This window comes from Verrucomicrobiia bacterium (assembly GCA_026414565.1).
Classification (GTDB): Bacteria; Verrucomicrobiota; Verrucomicrobiia; order Limisphaerales; family Fontisphaeraceae; genus Fontisphaera.
On sequence record JAOAIT010000059.1, the window covers coordinates 1 to 17,690 of the forward strand.

The window sequence follows — 17,690 nt, forward strand, 5'->3', positions numbered from 1 at the left end:
GTGGATTTTGAAATCCTGGGCAACCGGGTGGGGCGGACCAATGGGACGCTGGCGTTTGCGGCGGGGGCGTTGAGTGCGGTGCTGCAGGCGCCCACCGTGCCGGTGGCGGGCAATGATTTCCTTCTGGTGACCCTCAGCCGGCCGGTCAAGGCCACCTTGAGCGGGCCGGCGCAGGCGGTGTATGTGCGGCTGCCGGAGCGGCCGCCGCTGACCAACACGCTGTTGATCGCGCGCGGGAGCAACACCGTCTGGCGCTACTATGCCCAGGCGGCGGCGCCGCCGACCAACTGGAACCGGGTGGAGTTTGACGACAGCGCCTGGCCGGCGGGCCGGGCGGAGCTGGGGTATGGGGATGGGGATGAGGTGACGGTGGTGCCGACCAACGGGCAGTTGACCACTTATTTTCGGCGGACGTTTGTGGTGACGGACCCGGGGGCGTACACGAATTTGTTTTTGTGGCTGCTGCGGGACGACGGGGGGGTGGTGTACCTCAACGGGCAGGAGGTGTTTCGGAGTCCGAATGTGCCGGCGGGGCCGGTGACGCACACGACGACGACGCTCAGCGGGCAGAACGGGGAGAACACGGTGGACACCAACGTGGTGAGTGCGGCGGGGTTGCGGGCGGGGACCAATGTGGTGGCGGTGTCGGTGCATCAGTCGGGGCCGACCAGTTCGGATTTGAGTTTTAATTTGGAGTTGTGGGGTTTGGCGGCGGCGCGGGTGCCGGAGCCGCTGCCGTTGTATTACGGGGTGGGGCCGGAGGGGCTGGTGCTGGCGTGGGGGGACGGGGAGTTTCGGCTGGTGCAGGCGACGAATGTGCTGGGGCCGTGGGTGACCAACAGCCTGCCGGGCTGGCATCGGGCGGCCCTCACCAATGACGCTTCCTTCTTCCGCCTGGTGCGGCCGTAACCGCGGGAAAATTCCTTCCATGAAACTCCTCATCGGCATCACCGGCGCCAGCGGCACTTTGTACGCGCAACGGTTGTTGGACAATCTCACCGGCTTGGGGCACGAGCTGCACCTCATCCTCAGCAAATACGCGCAGGCCGTGATTCAGGAGGAACTCCCCGGCGGCCTGCGCCTGCCCCCCGAAGCCAAAGTCCACAGCCTCAAAAGCATGCACCTGCCCTTTGCCAGCGGCTCCAATACCGCCGATGCCATGGTGATCATCCCCTGCAGCATGGGCACTCTCGGACGTATCGCCCACGGCTACAGCGAAGACGCCCTCCTGCGCGCCGCCGACGTGATGTTGAAAGAACGCAAGATGTTGATCCTCGTGCCCCGCGAAACACCGCTGAATCTCGTGCACGTCCGCAACTTCGAGCTGTTGCTGCTGGCCGGGGCCATCATTCTGCCGGCCAACCCCTCCTTCTATACCCGCCCCAAAGACATCACGGCCGTCGTGGATACCGTGGTGGCGCGGGTGCTTGACCATCTCGGCATCCCCCAGCAACTGGTGCCCCGCTGGCAGGCCGAGCCGGAATAACCCCCTGCTCCTTCCTCCCTAAAATTAGGGCGCCCCACGCCTCGCCGGCTCCAGGCGAATCGCCACCCCGCCGTTCTGCAGCAGCGGAATCTCCAGCCGCTGATCGGACGTAATGGATTTAACCTCCCTGACTAAATTGGTGCGGCTGGCCCCGTCACGATATATCTCCGCCCGATATTGGGCTTGTTTATCCAGGAACCCCAATGACACTTGCGCCACGCGCGGCTGGGCGGTCATCCCCCCCACGTACCAGGCTGATCCCTTGCGGCGTGCCAGCAGTATGTGGGACTCAGGATATCCCTCAAGCAACCGCGTCTCATCCCACGTGGCCGGCAGTTGTTTGAGAAAATCCCGGCCCTCAAAACTGCGCAACCGATCATGACGCTCCGCATAAATCTGGATGCCGGCCTCATATACCACCGCCTGCGCCATCTGATAAGCATAAGACCCGGGCGACCGATCCAGCTTCACCACCGTGAAGCTCACCGGCCCCATAATGTTGCGCACAAAGGGAATCGTCAGTTCATTCTCCACCCGCGGATTGCGCTTCTCCATGCCGGCCACCCCTTCGGCGGTCATGAAATGCGGATATCGCCGCCGCTCTCCAGAGGGCAGGGTACAACCGTGAAATTCCAAAACCAACTGATGCCGCGCGGCAATGGCCAGCAAATGATCCCGAATCTTCAAGCTGGCCTGGGTATCCTCAAAATCGCGCGTCCGTTTCTCCCCCGTGACCGGATGATGATCAAAGAAATCCACCTTCGCGCCCGACAAACCCATTTGCGCATACTGCGCCAGCACCGCCTCGGCCTTCTCCGGCGTGCTCAAATCCGGCGTGTAGGCCCAGCCAATCAGGCGCACATTTTTACGCCGGGCATACTCCGTGGCCGCCGCCACGTCAAACCGCCGCGCAAAGCCGGCGTCCACCAGGTGATATTCCCACCCCATTTCTGCTGCAAAATCAATCCACACCTGCGGCTTGTCCCGGTCTCCAGCCAGAAAATCCCAGCTTGCCCGCCCCGGCCGTATCCAGTCGGCATGCCGCAAGGCGGGTTCGGTGGGCGGATTGAGATTCTCCATCATCGTGGACTCCACCAGCGTGGCAGGCGTTTCCGGGGAAATGATGGCCACCCGCCAGGGAGAGTGAAACGGCAGAGTGGTCTCCACCGGCCCCTCCTGATCCAGGGGGAAACACACCCGCCACAAACGGTCCTCCCGTTGAAAATGCGGAACTATATAGGTCCCATAGGAGGCCGCCTGGGCCAGAAACACAAAATGCCGGGCCTGCTCCAGTTCTGCCAACAACGGCATCGAAACGCGTTCACTGTCCACCTGGCCCAACATCGTTTCATATCCGTAATTGTTGGGATGACTTTGCCCCCAATATTTGACCCGACCGCCAGCCGGCAACCGAAAACCGCTGGTTTCTCCCCGTATCTTCACCGGCCCCGTGCCGCCCAGCGCGTAGGCATAGGCTATGCCGTCGTCATACACCCGGAATTTAAATTGCAGCTCCCGCCCCTCCTTGCCCAGCGTCAACTGCAATTCTTGGGCGTGGTTGGTATAGCTCGACCGCTTGCCCACCGGCAGCGTGTAAGTCTCATGAATCTCGCGGCGCTCCGCCCCCACCACGGAAAGAGCCGAGGTGAAATCTCCCTCGCTGGTCATGATGCCTAGCGGGCTGTCTGCCAACACCTCCACGCCTCGGCTGCTGACCCGGTAGGATAATTTTCCGGTGCCTGCCTCCAACGTGATCGTGGCCTGAACCTGCCCTCCAGGAGCGGTGACTTTCCAGGCACCTTCAGCGGCCAACATCAGGGATCCGCCCAGGGAAAAGCACAAAAACAACAGGCCATGGCCATACCATGTAACCGCCGGTTTCCTCCGGCTGCGAGGCTGAAGCAGGTGTTGCATGCCCTGCTCTTTATACCAAAAGGCTCAACCGCGCGAGCGCATTCTGAAAAACCGCTGTGCTCAACGCATAATGCCGGCCAGTCCTAGGCCGCCTGCGACGGCGCCGGCGCCAACGCAGGCTTGCCCCCCACCAACCCCCGCAGCCACGCCCAAAGCAGCTTGAAGCCCCGCAACAGACCAATGTCCCGCACGCCCTGCATCTGGTAAACCCGGCAGACATCTTCCTCGTGCGTGTTGTATCGCGGCGGCAGGATGAACAGCGATTGGGCATCCTGTCCGGGCGGCTCCACCAGGATTTCCGGATAAAACAGCCCCCGCCCCACCCACAGGCTCCCTGCCGGCAAAGGGACGATCTTTTTGGGCAAAAACAGCCAGGGCCGGTACTCAAACTGCAGGCCGCCCTGCTCCGTGCGGCACAGGCGGCCGCAGGTTCGCACCGGCATGCCACCCCACTTGCTGGCGGTGAACATCCAATTGGCGTTGGAACACGGCAGGAAACGCAGCCGCCGGAAGGTGAGATAATCCCAAATAAAGTTGCTCCCCAGCACCAATAAACGAAACGACCACCCCGCGATAAAATAACAGACCACAATCAGCAATAGGGCAAAACAGGCGCCCAGGTAGGGATTCATCCAGTGCGTGGTGGCCACGAGGGACAATAAAAACATCCGAAAGGACTTCAAGGCCATGTCCACCGTGTTGAACGGGCTGATGAGAATCAGCATGTTGATCGCATGGGAGGCCAGCCACACGATGAAAAACACCGCCATCGCCACCGGCACCATCAGCGCATTGAGCAGGCTGTGGAGATCCAGCGCGGCAAATCCCAGCGCACTCAACGACGCGCTCTCCGCGGCGGCCTCCGGAAAAACCTGCGTGACCAGCGGCACAAAAGCGCCCGCGGCAATCAGGCCGCTCACTTTGTTTTCAATCGCTTCCGCCACGTCCATCGGCTTTTTCAAGACGGTTGGCGCCGCCGTGCCCAGCGTGTCCTTGAGAAACACCAGGGCCACGATGATCAAGGCGGGCACCCAAAACCACGGCTGGGCATACCAGTGCAGCGGACGCCGTTCCTTTTCCGGTTTGCTGGCGTTCTTCATCCACTGATAACACCCCACTGCCCCCACTCCCAACAAGGGCGAAATGGCCACACCCGTAATGAGCGAGATGGTCTCTGCCGCCTCGTAACCCGGCGGCAGTTTGGGTTTGGCGGGCGTTTTCTCCGTGGCGGATGGCTGGCTTTGCGCGGATGGCGCCGGCTGGCTGGCTGCCAGCAGACTGAAGATCATCACCCCCGCGGCCACAACCACAAACAACCGCTTCCATGTGCCGGCTAATCTCATAACATCATTTTGGTTTTGACCACCTGTTGCCGCAGGCACGGCACGGACTCGTTACCCCGCCCGGCCCATGCTCTGGGGGGACCGTTCATCGCAAATCCTTTGCCACCCGCACGAGAGCCTCCTCAACAACCCGGCTCTCCGGGATCAAGCAACCCCCTGACGCGCGCCAACGCCCCATCCTCAGGCGTGCAGGGATTCCCAATAAGCCGCCAGCCCCGGCTCGTGGCCGTGATGCCGCCACGCCACAGCATCCTCCTCCCGCTTGAAGACCACATTGCATTTGGCGGCCAGCTCTTTGAGTTGCACAATCTCGTTGTCCGTGATCGGACGGAAGGCCTTGCCCGCCGCTATCGCCTTATCCACCAAATCCAGAAATGCCGGAGCAAACGTGCTGACCACCGGCTCCTGCGACAAAGCCCACCGCATAACCAGGTTCACCTCGTCCTGCTCCTCCGCCGAGCGATACCACCACTGCCGGGTCTGCTTCTCGCCCTTGGGCCAAAGGCCGGTGGACATCGGTTTGATGGCCAGCACCGCCGCCCCCTGGGCTTTGGCCTCGGCGAGCACATCCTTGCCAAAACCAAAACCATAGTATTCCACGAAATTGATCGGGAACATCACGGTGTCAAATTTGAAGCCCTTCATCACTTCCAGGGCGGCCTTGGTGGTATGCGCCGAAAATCCAATAAAGCGCACCTTCCCCTGCTCCTTCGCTTTGAGAATGGCTTCCATGCAGCCGTCCGGCCCCAACGCCTGCTTCACCTCGGCCGGCTGGCGCAGATGATGCAACTGGTACACATCAAAATAATCCGTCTTGAGCCGTTGCAGGGACCGCTCCAATTCCTGCATCGCCCCTTTGGCATCCCGGGCCTTGGTCTTGCACGCCAGAAAATACTGCTCCCGCTTGAGCTGCTGCAGCGCCACCCCCAGCCGCACCTCCGATTCCCCATAGGCGGGCGCCACGTCAAAGTAATTGACGCCCTGCTCAAAAGCTTTCAGCACCCCCTTGTTGCACTCCTCCTGCGGATACTTGTTCAAGGCAAAGCCCGAAAATCCCACAATCGAAACCTTCAGCCCCGTGCGGCCCATCACGCGCCGGGGCATCCCGGCCACGACATCAGGCTGGGCGGCTGGTGCTGCTTGCGCCGTCAATCCGGCAGGACGAACGAGGGCCAACCCTCCTACGGTGACAGTGGTGGTCTTGACAAAAGTGCGGCGTTTCATAGGCGAGGCAGGTTGTATTTAAGTTCGACGCATTGGCTCTTCTAACGAGGCTAAATTACCCCTCCTCCTCCCAAAGCACAAGTCAGGATGCTTGCCCACCCCTATGCCGGATTCCCCCGCCCCGGCAACGCTCAGGCCCCGGCAGAAGCCGCCAGCGCTTCCTCACAGTCCACGATCTCCTTGAGCTGGGTAAGAAACCAGCGATCAATCCGCGTCAACTCATAGATTTCCTCTATCGTCATGCCCGCCCGCAAGGCATGGCGGATGAAGAAAATCCGCTCCGCATTGGGTATGCTCAATTTGCGGCGCAAAATATCCCGCGGGAAAATGTCGCGATCCCCATACACCTGATTCCCAATACGCCACGGCTTGCCGTCGCCCCCCAGACCATGCCGGCCAATCTCCAGCGACCGCAGGCATTTCTGCAGACTTTCCTTGAATGTGCGCCCGATCGCCATCGCTTCACCCACGCTCTTCATCTGCGTGGTAAGCGTCGGATCGGCCTGCGGAAACTTCTCAAAGGCAAACCGCGGAATTTTAACCACCACATAATCAATCGTGGGCTCAAAGCTCGCCGGCGTCTCACGGGTAATGTCATTGCGAATCTCATCCAGACAATAGCCCACCGCCAGTTTGGCCGCGATCTTGGCTATCGGAAAGCCCGTGGCCTTCGACGCCAGCGCCGAGGAGCGCGACACACGCGGATTCATCTCGATCACCACCATCCGGCCATTCTCAGGATTGACCGCAAACTGAATGTTGCTGCCCCCCGTCTCCACCCCCACCGCCCGGATCACCGCAAACGACGCATCGCGCATGATCTGGTACTCCTTGTCCGTCAACGTCTGCGCCGGGGCCACCGTAATCGAATCCCCCGTATGCACCCCCATGGGATCAAAATTCTCAATCGGACAGATGATCACGCAGTTATCCTTGTGATCCCGCATGACCTCCATCTCGTATTCCTTCCACCCCAGCAACGACTCCTCAATGAGCACTTCACTAACGGGCGATAAATCCAGACCCCGTTTGCAAATCTCCTCAAATTCCTCCCGGTTGTAGGCAATGCCCCCCCCCGTGCCCCCCAGGGTGTACGCCGGACGAATAATCAGCGGAAACCGCCCAATCCTGGACGCCACCGCGCGGGCCTCCTCCAGATCATGCGCCGTGCCGCTGACCGGCACATCCAGGCCGATGCTGATCATCAAATCCTTGAACACCTGCCGGTCCTCCCCGCGCTCGATGGCCTCGGCCTTGGCCCCGATCATCTCCACCCCCAGACGCTGGAGCACCCCCTTCCGGTGCAAAGCCATGGCGGTATTCAGTGCCGTTTGTCCCCCCAACGTGGGCAGCAGCACCAGCTTCCCGGTCGCCCCCAGCCGCTTCAACTCCGCCAGCTCGCGCTCAATAATTTTTTCCACCACCGCCGGAGTAATCGGCTCAATATACGTCCGATCCGCAAACTCCGGATCGGTCATGATGGTGGCCGGATTGGAGTTCACCAGCACCACCCGGTAGCCCTCCTCCTTCAGAGCCTTGCAAGCCTGGGTGCCTGAATAGTCAAACTCGCACGCCTGCCCAATGATGATGGGGCCGGCGCCGATGATCAGTACCGAATGAATGTCGGTGCGCTTTGGCATGGCAGCATTACCACAAACCGCGCGAATAAAGCCTATTTTCCCCCGTCTGTCATCTGAAAAACGCGTGGATTTTTCATTGCACCAGCGGCAGGCACCTTTCATCATGCGCCGCATGGCAAATCCATCCTCCACCGGCGCAACCGGCCTGCCCATGACCAGCAAGTGGGATCCCGCCAAAATTGAACAGGAACGCCAGTTCTTGGCGGAGCTGGATCAACGCCCCTGGTATAAACGACTCTCAGGCTATTACCAGTTGACCGGCCCGGCCTGGCTGCAAAGTGCCATGACCCTCGGCGCCGGCAGTGCCACCGCCAGCGTCGTCGCCGGGGCCTTTTTCGGTTATCAATTATTATGGGTCCAGCCCGTCGCCATGCTCCTGGGAATCTTCATGATGGCCGCCCTGGCCAACATCACCCTCACCAAGGGCGAGCGCGCCTATGAAATCATGCGCCGCGAACTGCATCCCAGCGTCGCCTTTCTCTGGGCCTTGGCCACCATCGTCGCCACCGTCGTCTGGCATTTCGGCCAGTACGCCCTCCTGGGCGGGGCCTTCAAAGACCTGGCGGATGTCGCCGCCGGCGTCAAACCGGACGACCCCACCACAGCCCTCTCCCCCACCACCGAAACCCTCGTGCGGCTGGGCGGGGGGCTGCTCATCCTCGGCATCAACATTGCCCTGACCTGGAACTATGGCTCCAAGCCCAAGGGCATTCGCTTCTACGAAACCTTTTTGCGCTGGATGATCCGCTTGACCATGCTGGCCTTCTTAAGCGTGGTCATCGTGCAACTCCTCCACGGAAAATTGGATTTGGGCGCCATCCTCCGCGGCTTCTTTACCTTCAAAATCCCCGACAACCCCGGCGCCACCACCACCATCCTTGGCGCCCTGGGCGCGGCCGTGGGCATCAATATGACCTTCCTTTACCCCTACTCCATCCTCGCCAAGGGATGGGGTCCGCAACATAAAGGCCTGGCCCGCTTTGACCTGGTGCTCTCCCTGTTTGTGCCGTATGTCATCCTGACTTCCCTGATCATCATCGGCATGGCCGCCACCGTGCACAATGCGGCCGCCGGCTATGGCACCGTGCTTCCGGGTAATCCCTCCCCCGCCGAACTCAAACCCATTCAGGCCGCCCAGGCCCTCGCCGGTTTATTGGGCAGCTCCCTGGGTCGCATCGTGTTTGATTTGGGCTTTATCGGCATGGCCTGCGGCGCCATCAGCGCTCACATGGTCTGCTGCGGCTTCACCGTCTGCGAAATGTTCAAACTCGAATATACCCCGGCCCGCTACAAAATGTTCACCCTGGTGCCGGCGGTGGGCCTGCTGGGCGTGCTGGTCAAAAGCCCCATCTGGCTCCCCGTCGTTGCCAGTGCCCTGGCCTTCACCGTCCTGCCCATCGCCTACCTCTCCTTCCTCATCCTCAACAATAAACGCAGCTACCTCGGCGACGCCGTGGGCCGCGGTTGGCGGCGCGTGGCCTTTAATGCGATGTTGGTGATCGCCGTCATCATGGCCTTGATTGGCTCGGCCATAAACATCAAGGACCGCGTCATTGACAAACTTTTCCCCGCCAAAACCGACCTGAACGCCCCCAAAAAAGGATGAGTCTTATGGCTAATCTCTCCCGCCGCGCTTTTGCTAAATCAATGGCTGCCGCCGGCGCCGTCGCCGCTGCCGGCTCCGTCCAGGTATGGGGAGCCAATGAAAAAATCCGCCTGGGCTTCATCGGCCTCGGCAACCGCGGCGACCAGGTATTGGAGGCCTTCCTAATCCAGCCAGATGCCCAGGTCGTGGCCCTGTGCGATCTTCACCAGCCCTACCTGGATTTTGCGGCCCAAAAAACCGGCGGCCACCCCCGCCTCTTCACCGATTACCGCAAACTGCTGGAAATGAAGGAGGTGGATGCCGTCGTCATCAGCACCCCCGACCACTGGCACGCCCTCCAAACCATCCACGCCTGCCAGGCCGGCAAGGATGTCTATGTGGAAAAGCCCCTCTCGCTCTGCGTCGCCGAAGGACGCCGCATGGTGGAGGCCGTGCGCCAACATAACCGCGTCTGCCAGGTGGGCATTCACCGCCGCTCCGTGCCCTTCTGCCGCGAGGCCGCAGAACTGATCCGCAGTGGGGTCCTGGGTAAAATTGTGGCCTGCCGGGCTTTTCACATTCAAAATGAATGGCCCAAAGGCATTGACCATCCCCCCGACTCCACCCCGCCCCCAGCTTTCGATTGGGATGCCTGGCAGGGGCCCGCGCCCGCCCGACCCTACAACAAAAACCGGACTTTCTACCGCTTCCGCTGGTTCTTCGACTACTCCGGCGGGCAGCTCACCAACTTTGGCGTGCATTATATGGATTTCTTCCACATGGCGCTGGGCGTGGACACGCCCCTCGCCGTGGCCGCCATGGGCGGCAAATACGCCCTCGAAGACAACCGGGAAATCCCGGATACCCTGGAAGTGATGTGGGAGTACCCGGGCGGTATCCTCATCACTTTCACCCAAATCAACGCCAATGCGGCCCCCGCTTGCGCCCGCCCCAACGCCGAGCTGGAAATCCGCGGCACCCGGGGCACGTTTTATTTATACAGCCGTGGCTATGAAATCGTCCCCGAGCTGATCACCCCCAACCCCTTCCCCGCTCGCAGCCCCCTCACCCGCCGCGAAGATGCCGGCTGGCGCACCGGCGAAAAACCCCACATCGAGGCGGTCAATGTCAAAGCGCAGATGAACAGCGCCGACACCACCTTTCATGCGCGCAATTTCCTCGATTGCATCAAAACCCGCCAGCGGCCCCACTGTGACATTGCAACCGGCCATCGCAGCACCACCGCCACGTTGATCGGCAACATCGCCTGGAAAACCCGCTCCCTCTTGGATTGGGACGCGCAGAAAGAACTCTTCCCCCGCCATCCGGAGGCCAATCGCTTGCTGGATTATCCCTACCGCACCCAGGCGGGTTGATACCCTCCATCGGCGCGGGCACGGCCATCACAACCCAGCCCGGCCCACCGGCCTATTCCTCCTCCGCCTGGCTCAGGCGGGTGAGCACGCTGAAGTCTTCCAGCGTCGTGGTATCCCCGTTGATCTCCGTCCCCGCCGCGATGCTCTTGAGCAGCCGCCGCATGATCTTGCCCGAGCGCGTCTTCGGCAGGGCCTCGGCAAACCGCACCTCATCCGGCCGGGCAATCGCGCCAATTTCCTTGGTCACGTGCTGGCGCAATTCCTCCCGCAGGTCACGCGTCGGTCTGACGCCACTCTTGAGCGTCACAAAAGCCACCAACGCCTGTCCTTTCAATTCGTCAGGCCGCCCCACCACCGCCGCCTCCGCCACGTGCGGATGGCTCACCAGCGCGCTCTCCACCTCCGCCGTGCCAATCCGGTGCCCGGCCACATTCAGCACATCATCAATGCGGCCCACAATCCAGAAATACCCGTCCTCGTCGCGGCGGCAGCCATCCCCCGTGAAATAGGCGTGGGGCACTTCCTTCCAATACACCTCCTGATAACGCTTGGGATCCCCCCACAGCCCCCGCAACATGCTCGGCCACGGTTTCTTGATCACCAGCTTGCCGCCCACATTCGCCGGCACCGGACGCCCCTGGTCATCCACCACCTCCGGCACCACCCCAAAAAACGGCAGGGTGGCGCTGCCCGGTTTGGTGGGCGTGGCCCCGGGCAACGGCGTGATCATGATGCTGCCCGTTTCCGTCTGCCACCACGTATCCACAATCGGACAACGCCGGCCCCCAATGACCTCATAATACCACATCCAGGCCTCGGGGTTGATCGGCTCGCCCACCGACCCCAGCAATCGCAACGTGCTCAAGTCATGTTTCCGCGGCCATTCCTCACCCCACTTCATAAACGCACGTATGGCGGTGGGAGCCGTGTAAAACACGGTCACGTCGTATTTCTCAATGATCCGCCAAAACCGATCCGGCTCGGGCCAGTTGGGCGCCCCCTCATACATGACCGTGGTGGCCCCGTTGGCCAGCGGTCCATAAACAACATAACTGTGGCCGGTCACCCACCCCACATCAGCAGTGCACCAGAAAATGTCCGTATCCCGCAAATCAAAGACATATTTGGTGGTGAGTTTGGCCCCCAATAAATATCCGGCAGTCGTGTGAAAAATGCCCTTCGGCTTGCCCGTGGAGCCGCTGGTATAAAGTATGAACAGCGGATCCTCACTGTTCATCTTTTCCGGCGGGCACTCGGCCGAAACATACTCCAGCTCCCGGTGCCACCACACATCGCGCCCCTCCTCAATGTGGATTTCGTTGTACGCCCGCCGCAGCACAATGACCTTCTCCACCGTGCGCCCCAGCCGGCGGCCGCGCTCATCGGTCATCTTTAACGCCTCGTCCACGTTCTTTTTAAGCTGCACAATCGTGCCCCGCCGGTAGCCGCCATCCGCCGTGACGATCACCTTGGCGCCACAATCACAAACACGATCCGCCACCGCGTGAGCGCTGAAACCCCCGAATACAACTGAATGAATGGCCCCAATGCGCGCGCACGCCAACATGGCCACGGCAGCCTCGGGCACCATCGGCAAATAAATCAGCACCCGGTCACCGCGTTTGACCCCGTTGCGCTTCAACACGTTGGCAAACCGGCACACTTCCCGATGAAGCTGCTTGTAGGTCAGGACCCGCTCCTCCCCCGGTTTGCTCACCGAATCCGGCTCCCCCTCCCAGATGATGGCCGCCTTGTTGCCTACATGCGTCTCCAAATGACGATCCAGGCAGTTCACCGACACGTTCAACTGGCCCCCGTCAAACCATCGCGCCACCGGCTCCTTCCATTGCAGCACCCGCTTCCACCGTTTGAACCAGACCAGCTCGTTCTCCGCCTGTTTGGCCCAAAAACGCTCCGGCTGGGTAATGGATTCCCGGTACATGCGCTTGTATTGCGCCAGGGACTTGATGTGGGCGCCGGCGGAAAATTCCTTGGCGGGCGCAAACAGGCGCTCTTCATGCAGCACGGATTCAATGGCACTAAGCGACGGTGTCGGACGGATAGTCATAAATTTTCTTCAAGTGATTTTTTGCTTATCTTATAATAGGAACTTGCCATGTCAAATGGCGCTGCGCCTCCCCTCCCTTGCCCACACCGGCCCTCACCTCTCCCGCCCCGCCTTCACGCATGCCGCAGCGGCCCGGAGCCGCGCCTTGATGCCGCCTCTAAATTCTGTTATCACCCTTCCGCAATGAAACCGCACCCTCCAGGCCTCCCCGGCCTTTCACGCAGGCTGTTCCTGCAGCGTACCCTGGCGGCATCCTGCCTGTTGGGCTTGGGCCAGATCGCCAGATCAGCCCCAGCTCCCCCCACCGCCCGCATCCTGGAAACCAGGGTCATCAGCATGCAGCCCGAGGTTTATCACGGCTGGCCCACCCTCACCCGCCGCCGGCGGGGAGATCTGTGGCTGGTGTACTCCGGCGGACGCGAGGCGCATGTGTGCCCCTTTGGACGGGTGGAGCTAATGGTTTCCAAGGATGATGGGCAAACTTGGGGATGGCCGCAGGTGTTGTTGGACACGCCGATTGACGACCGTGATGCCGGCGTGCTGGAAACCCCCAAAGGCGCCATGCTGGTCACCACCTTTACCTCCCTGGCCTACGATACTGAGGCGTTTCGCCAGGCCCTGAACAGCCCCCCGGGCGCTCTGGGCGCCTGGCCTCCCGAACGCCTCCAACGCTGGCGGGCAGCCCATGAGCGGGTTACCGCGGGACAGCGCATGACCCTGTTGGGCCATTGGATGATCCGCACCGGAGACGGCGGCGTTACCTGGAGCGCCGTCTATCCCTCCTTGGTGAACAGCCCCCACGGCCCCTTTGTCCTGTCCAATGGCCATTTGTTGTACGCCGGCAAAAAGCTGTGGACGGACAAACAACGCGTGGGCGTGTGCCGTTCCACCGATGACGGGCTGAGCTGGGAATGGCTGGCCGAAATTCCGGCCCGGCCGGGCGATGATTACCGGCAGTATCACGAACTGCACGGCGTGGAAGCCGCCCCGGGCCGCATCATCGTTCACATCCGCAATCATAACCCCCAAAACCAGATGGAAATCTTGCAAACAGAATCCGCCGACGGCGGAACCACCTGGTCCGTGCCCCACCCCATCGGGGTCTGGGGCCTCCCCTCCCATCTGTTGCGCCTGCGGGACGGCCGCTTGCTGATGACCTACGGATACCGCCGCGCACCCTTTGGCAACCAGGCGCGACTCAGCGAAGATGCAGGCAAAACCTGGTCCGCACCCCTGACCATTTCGGCGGATGGCCACCATGCCGATTTGGGCTACCCCAGCACCGTGGAACTGCCCAACGGCACCCTCCTGACAGTTTGGTACGAACTCATGGCCGGCTCGTCCCGGGCCGTGTTGCGACAGGCACGCTGGCAGCTTCCCGCCTAAATCAACCGCCCCAGCCTGTGTCCCTCAGTTCGGCATTGCAGTATCGCCCCAATTCCGGGAATAATCCGCCCGCGCTGGCCGGCGGCCGGCTGGTGCCCAAGCAGGCATGAGCAAGAAGATTTTAGGCATTTCCGCCTTCTACCATGACAGCGCTGCCGCGCTGGTGGTGAATGGTGAAATTGTGGCGGCAGCGCAGGAGGAGCGCTTCACCCGCATCAAGCATGACTTCAATTTCCCCAAGCACGCCATTGACTACTGCCTGCAAGAGGCCAACCTGACCCCCGAAGACCTCGATTACGTGGTCTTCTATGACAAACCGCTCCTCAAATTTGACCGCCTGCTCGAAACCTACCTCGCCTTTGCCCCCGCCGGCCTGCGCTCCTTCATGATGGCCATGCCCCTGTGGCTTAAAACCAAGCTGCATCTGCCCCGGGAAATCCGCCGCGCACTGGAAAATCGCTACCGCAAACGCATCGTCTTCACCGTCCACCATGAAAGCCATGCCGCCAGTTGCTTCTTCCCTTCCCCCTTCGAGGAGGCCGCCATCCTCACCATGGACGGCGTCGGCGAATGGGATACCGCCAGCATCGGCATCGGACGCGGCAACCACCTTCAGCTCCTCAAAACCCTGCGTTTCCCCCACTCCCTGGGTTTGCTCTACAGCGCCTTCACCTATTTCACCGGCTTCAAGGTCAACTCGGGCGAATACAAACTCATGGGGCTGGCCCCCTACGGCGAACCCAAATACGTGGACCTCATCTTGGACAAGCTGGTGGACTTGAAGGAAGATGGCTCGCTGGCCATGAACATGGAGTATTTCAATTATTGCCAGGGGCTTACAATGACCAACGAGGCTTTCGCCCGCCTGTTCGGCGGCCCACCACGCGCGCCCGAGTCGCCCATTCGCCAGCGCGAAATGGACCTCGCCGCCAGCATCCAAAAGGTCACCGAGGAAGCCGTGCTGCGCATGGCGCGCACCGCCAAAAAACTGACCGGCTGCCGCTATCTCTGCCTGGCGGGCGGCGTGGCCCTGAACTGTGTGGCCAACGGCAAACTGCTGCGCGCTGGCATCTTTGACGACCTCTTCATCACCCCCGCCGCCGGCGACGCCGGCGGCGCCCTAGGGGCCGCCTTGTTTGTCCATTATCAGCTCCTGGGCCACGAACGCCGCCCCAACGGCCGCGACAGCCTCCGCGGCTCCCTCCTCGGCCCTCGCTTCTCCAACACCGCCATCCGCCAATTCCTCGACGGCAAAGGCGTGCGTTACCATTACTTCGAAGAGGAATCCGCCCTCCTCGACAAGGTGGTGGACGCCATGCTGGAGCAGAAAGTGGTGGGATGGTTTCATGGCCGCATGGAATTCGGCCCCCGGGCCTTGGGCAGCCGCAGCATCATTGGCGACGCCCGCAATGAACACATGCAGAGCGTCATGAACTTGCGCATCAAATATCGCGAATCATTCCGGCCCTTTGCGCCCTGCGTCCTGCTCGAGGATGTGGCCCAATACTTTGAGCTGGACCGCGAGTCCCCCTACATGCTCCTCGTGGCAGATGTCAGACCGGAGCTCCGCTGCCCCCTCACCCCGGAACAGCAGCAGCTCATGAAAGACCCGGACCTCCGCAAGCGGGTCAACGTCAAACGCTCTTCCCTCCCCGCCATCACCCACGTGGACATGTCCGCCCGCATCCAGACCGTGGACGAAGAACGGCATGGGCGCTTTTACCGCCTCATGCGCGAGTTCAAACGGCGCACCGGCTGCGGCGTCATCATCAATACCAGCTTCAACATCCGCGGCGAGCCCATCGTCTGCACCCCCCAGGATGCCTACCGCTGTTTCATGGCCACCGACATGGACGTCCTCGTCCTGGAAAATTGCGTCCTCTACAAAACCGAACAACCCGCCACCGATGCCGCGGAGCGCAAAAAGTACGTGGACACGTTTAAGCTGGATTAACCCGCCCCGCGCGCTAAATTAAGCCCATGGTCAACCCGTTTCACGAAGTCAACTGGCAGCCGGACCTGGCCCAGCGCCGGCAATTTGCCCGGAGCTGGATGATCGGCTTCCCCTGTCTGGCCGTCGTGATCTGGTTGCTCGGCTGGATCGCCCGCGGCCGCTGGGATGCCCACCTCCCCACCGCCCTCTGGGTGGCCGGCATCGGCGCAACAGCCGGGCTGCTGTTATACCTGCTCCCCCAAATCGCACGGCCCTTTTACCTCTTGTGGTTCGGTCTGGCCTGTTGCCTCGGCTTGGTCATCAGTAACCTGATGCTCGCCGCCATGTATTATCTCATCATCACCCCCATCGGCCTCCTCCGCCGCCTGGGCCATTCCGCTTTCCGCAAGTCTTTTGACCGGCAATGCCCCACCTACTGGCACGACGCCGGCCCACCGCCCCCGCCGCACCGCTACTTCAAACAATTTTAACCGCCATGAACCAGGAGAAGCGCAACGAATTCGAAGCGGCCGGCGAGGAAAAAGAACTCAGCCTTCTGGGGGAATTCCTCCTGATGCTGCGCGAAAACAAAAAATACTGGATGATCCCCCTGCTGATTCTCCTGCTCGGCTTCGGCCTGTTATTGGTCCTCGGCTCCAGTCCGGCCATTGCCCCATTTATTTATACCCTATTCTAGGCCGTCCAGCCTGGGGCTGAGCGGGGCCATCACCACGGCACATCCCTCCCCATGCATGCCTGCCTGATCTTCAACCCGCGCGCCCGGGGAGGACGTTCCCCCCGTTTTCAAGAGCGTTTGCGGCGGCTGGCCGGCGGCATCCGTCTCATGCCCACCACCAAACCAGGCGGCGCCCGCGAGCTCGCCCGGGAGGCCGCCGCCGCCGGTTTCGACACCCTGATTGCCTCCGGCGGCGATGGCACCCTCAATGAAATCGTCAACGGCCTGGCCGAACTCCCGGGCGCCCTGGAGCAGGTCCGCCTCGCCATCCTGCCCGCCGGCACGGCCAATGTCTTTGCCCGGGAGCTGGCCCTGCCTTTCCACCTGGAACAGGCCTGGGAAATCCTCCTGCAAGCCCGCGAAATCCAGGTGGATGTCGGCGTGGCCGAGTTTCAACACCCCGACGGGCATCAACAGCGGCTGTTCCTGCAACTGGCAGGCGCCGGCCTGGATGCACGGGCCGTGGAGCTGCTAAATCAACGCTTGAAAAAACTCCTCGGCCCCCTCGCCTACGTCTGGGCCGGCCTGCGGGCGATGCGCGAGCCGCGCCCGCGCCTGCGCGTTCAAGCCGGCCCTCAATCGTTGGAAGTGGAGCTGGCCCTCCTCGGCAATGGCCGGCGCTACGGCGGGCCTTTCCCTCTTTTCCCCTGCGCCAGTTTGAAGGACGGACGCCTGGACGCCACCCTCTTCCCCCGCGCAGACTGGCGCACCCTCGCCCAAGTCGCCAAAGATATGTGGCTGGAAAATTGGAACGGACTGGGCGGCGCGTTCCACTGGCAGGCACAAGAGTTCCGCCTCACCCCCTGTAACGGGGCGCGCATCCCCTTCGAGCTGGACGGGGAATGGGCCGGTATCCTGCCGGCCGTCTTTCACCTTTTCCCGCAAAAACTCCGCGTGCTCTGTTGACCGCCAACAATCTGGATTGCACCAGCCCCCGAAATGTGTTTTGCTGGGCGCGTAGCCATGGCTGCAGGAGTTTCTTTCATCAGGGCAAGCCAC

13 protein-coding genes and 1 pseudogene are annotated in these 17,690 nt (G+C 61.6%); 9 read left to right on the top strand and 5 right to left on the bottom strand.

The window, feature by feature from the left end:
• Together N3J91_14035 and N3J91_14040 are read left to right on the top strand one after the other, a co-directional pair.
• A partial coding sequence (locus N3J91_14035) for a hypothetical protein (GenBank protein ID MCX8157542.1) occupies nt 1-909 on the top strand: 909 nt, incomplete at its 5' end.
• A gap of 19 nt (nt 910-928) precedes the next feature.
• A complete protein-coding gene (locus tag N3J91_14040; protein MCX8157543.1) occupies nt 929-1,486 on the top strand; it encodes a UbiX family flavin prenyltransferase in 558 nt (185 codons plus the stop codon).
• 24 nt (nt 1,487-1,510) lie between these two features.
• Here the strand turns inward: N3J91_14040 and N3J91_14045 are convergent, their stop codons facing one another.
• From N3J91_14045 to carB, 4 genes and pseudogenes are all read right to left on the bottom strand, one after another.
• Nucleotides 1,511-3,400: a glycoside hydrolase family 97 protein gene (locus N3J91_14045; GenBank protein ID MCX8157544.1), complete on the bottom strand. Its 1,890-nt coding sequence runs from the start codon at nt 3,398-3,400 to the stop codon at nt 1,511-1,513.
• 83 nt (nt 3,401-3,483) lie between these two features.
• Nucleotides 3,484-4,743: a hypothetical protein gene (locus N3J91_14050; GenBank protein MCX8157545.1), complete on the bottom strand. Its 1,260-nt coding sequence runs from the start codon at nt 4,741-4,743 to the stop codon at nt 3,484-3,486.
• A 180-nt stretch (nt 4,744-4,923) separates the two neighbouring features.
• Complete coding sequence (locus N3J91_14055; GenBank protein MCX8157546.1) at nt 4,924-5,967, bottom strand: aldo/keto reductase; 1,044 nt, start codon at nt 5,965-5,967, stop codon at nt 4,924-4,926.
• A gap of 152 nt (nt 5,968-6,119) precedes the next feature.
• Nucleotides 6,120-7,607 (bottom strand): annotated as a pseudogene (carB, locus tag N3J91_14060) (carbamoyl-phosphate synthase large subunit).
• Between the two features lie 112 nt (nt 7,608-7,719).
• Here carB and N3J91_14065 point away from each other — a divergent pair.
• Both N3J91_14065 and N3J91_14070 read left to right on the top strand, forming a co-directional pair.
• Entirely contained in the window at nt 7,720-9,213 is a 1,494-nt protein-coding gene (locus N3J91_14065) for a divalent metal cation transporter (protein MCX8157547.1), read from the top strand.
• A 41-nt stretch (nt 9,214-9,254) separates the two neighbouring features.
• A complete protein-coding gene (locus N3J91_14070; protein MCX8157548.1) occupies nt 9,255-10,568 on the top strand; it encodes a Gfo/Idh/MocA family oxidoreductase in 1,314 nt (437 codons plus the stop codon).
• Nucleotides 10,569-10,620: 52 nt separating this feature from the next.
• Here the strand turns inward: N3J91_14070 and acs are convergent, their stop codons facing one another.
• Nucleotides 10,621-12,636, bottom strand: a complete 2,016-nt coding sequence (gene acs / locus N3J91_14075; GenBank protein ID MCX8157549.1) for an acetate--CoA ligase — start codon at nt 12,634-12,636, stop codon at nt 10,621-10,623.
• A gap of 336 nt (nt 12,637-12,972) precedes the next feature.
• Here acs and N3J91_14080 point away from each other — a divergent pair, with 336 nt between their 5' ends.
• The 5 genes from N3J91_14080 (at nt 12,973) to N3J91_14100 (ending at nt 17,597) form a co-directional block, all read left to right on the top strand.
• Nucleotides 12,973-14,022 (top strand): glycoside hydrolase, encoded by a 1,050-nt coding sequence (locus N3J91_14080; protein MCX8157550.1) that lies wholly within the window; start codon nt 12,973-12,975, stop codon nt 14,020-14,022.
• Nucleotides 14,023-14,128: 106 nt separating this feature from the next.
• Complete coding sequence (locus tag N3J91_14085) at nt 14,129-15,976, top strand: carbamoyltransferase (protein ID MCX8157551.1); 1,848 nt, start codon at nt 14,129-14,131, stop codon at nt 15,974-15,976.
• A 26-nt stretch (nt 15,977-16,002) separates the two neighbouring features.
• On the top strand, nt 16,003-16,446 hold the full coding sequence (locus tag N3J91_14090) for a hypothetical protein (protein ID MCX8157552.1): 444 nt from the start codon (nt 16,003-16,005) through the stop codon (nt 16,444-16,446).
• A 5-nt stretch (nt 16,447-16,451) separates the two neighbouring features.
• Nucleotides 16,452-16,652 carry a DUF5989 family protein gene (locus N3J91_14095; protein MCX8157553.1) on the top strand — a complete coding sequence of 67 codons (201 nt, stop codon included), beginning with the start codon at nt 16,452-16,454 and terminating at the stop codon, nt 16,650-16,652.
• 51 nt (nt 16,653-16,703) lie between these two features.
• On the top strand, nt 16,704-17,597 hold the full coding sequence (locus N3J91_14100) for a diacylglycerol kinase family lipid kinase (protein ID MCX8157554.1): 894 nt from the start codon (nt 16,704-16,706) through the stop codon (nt 17,595-17,597).
• Nucleotides 17,598-17,690 lie beyond the last annotated feature (93 nt).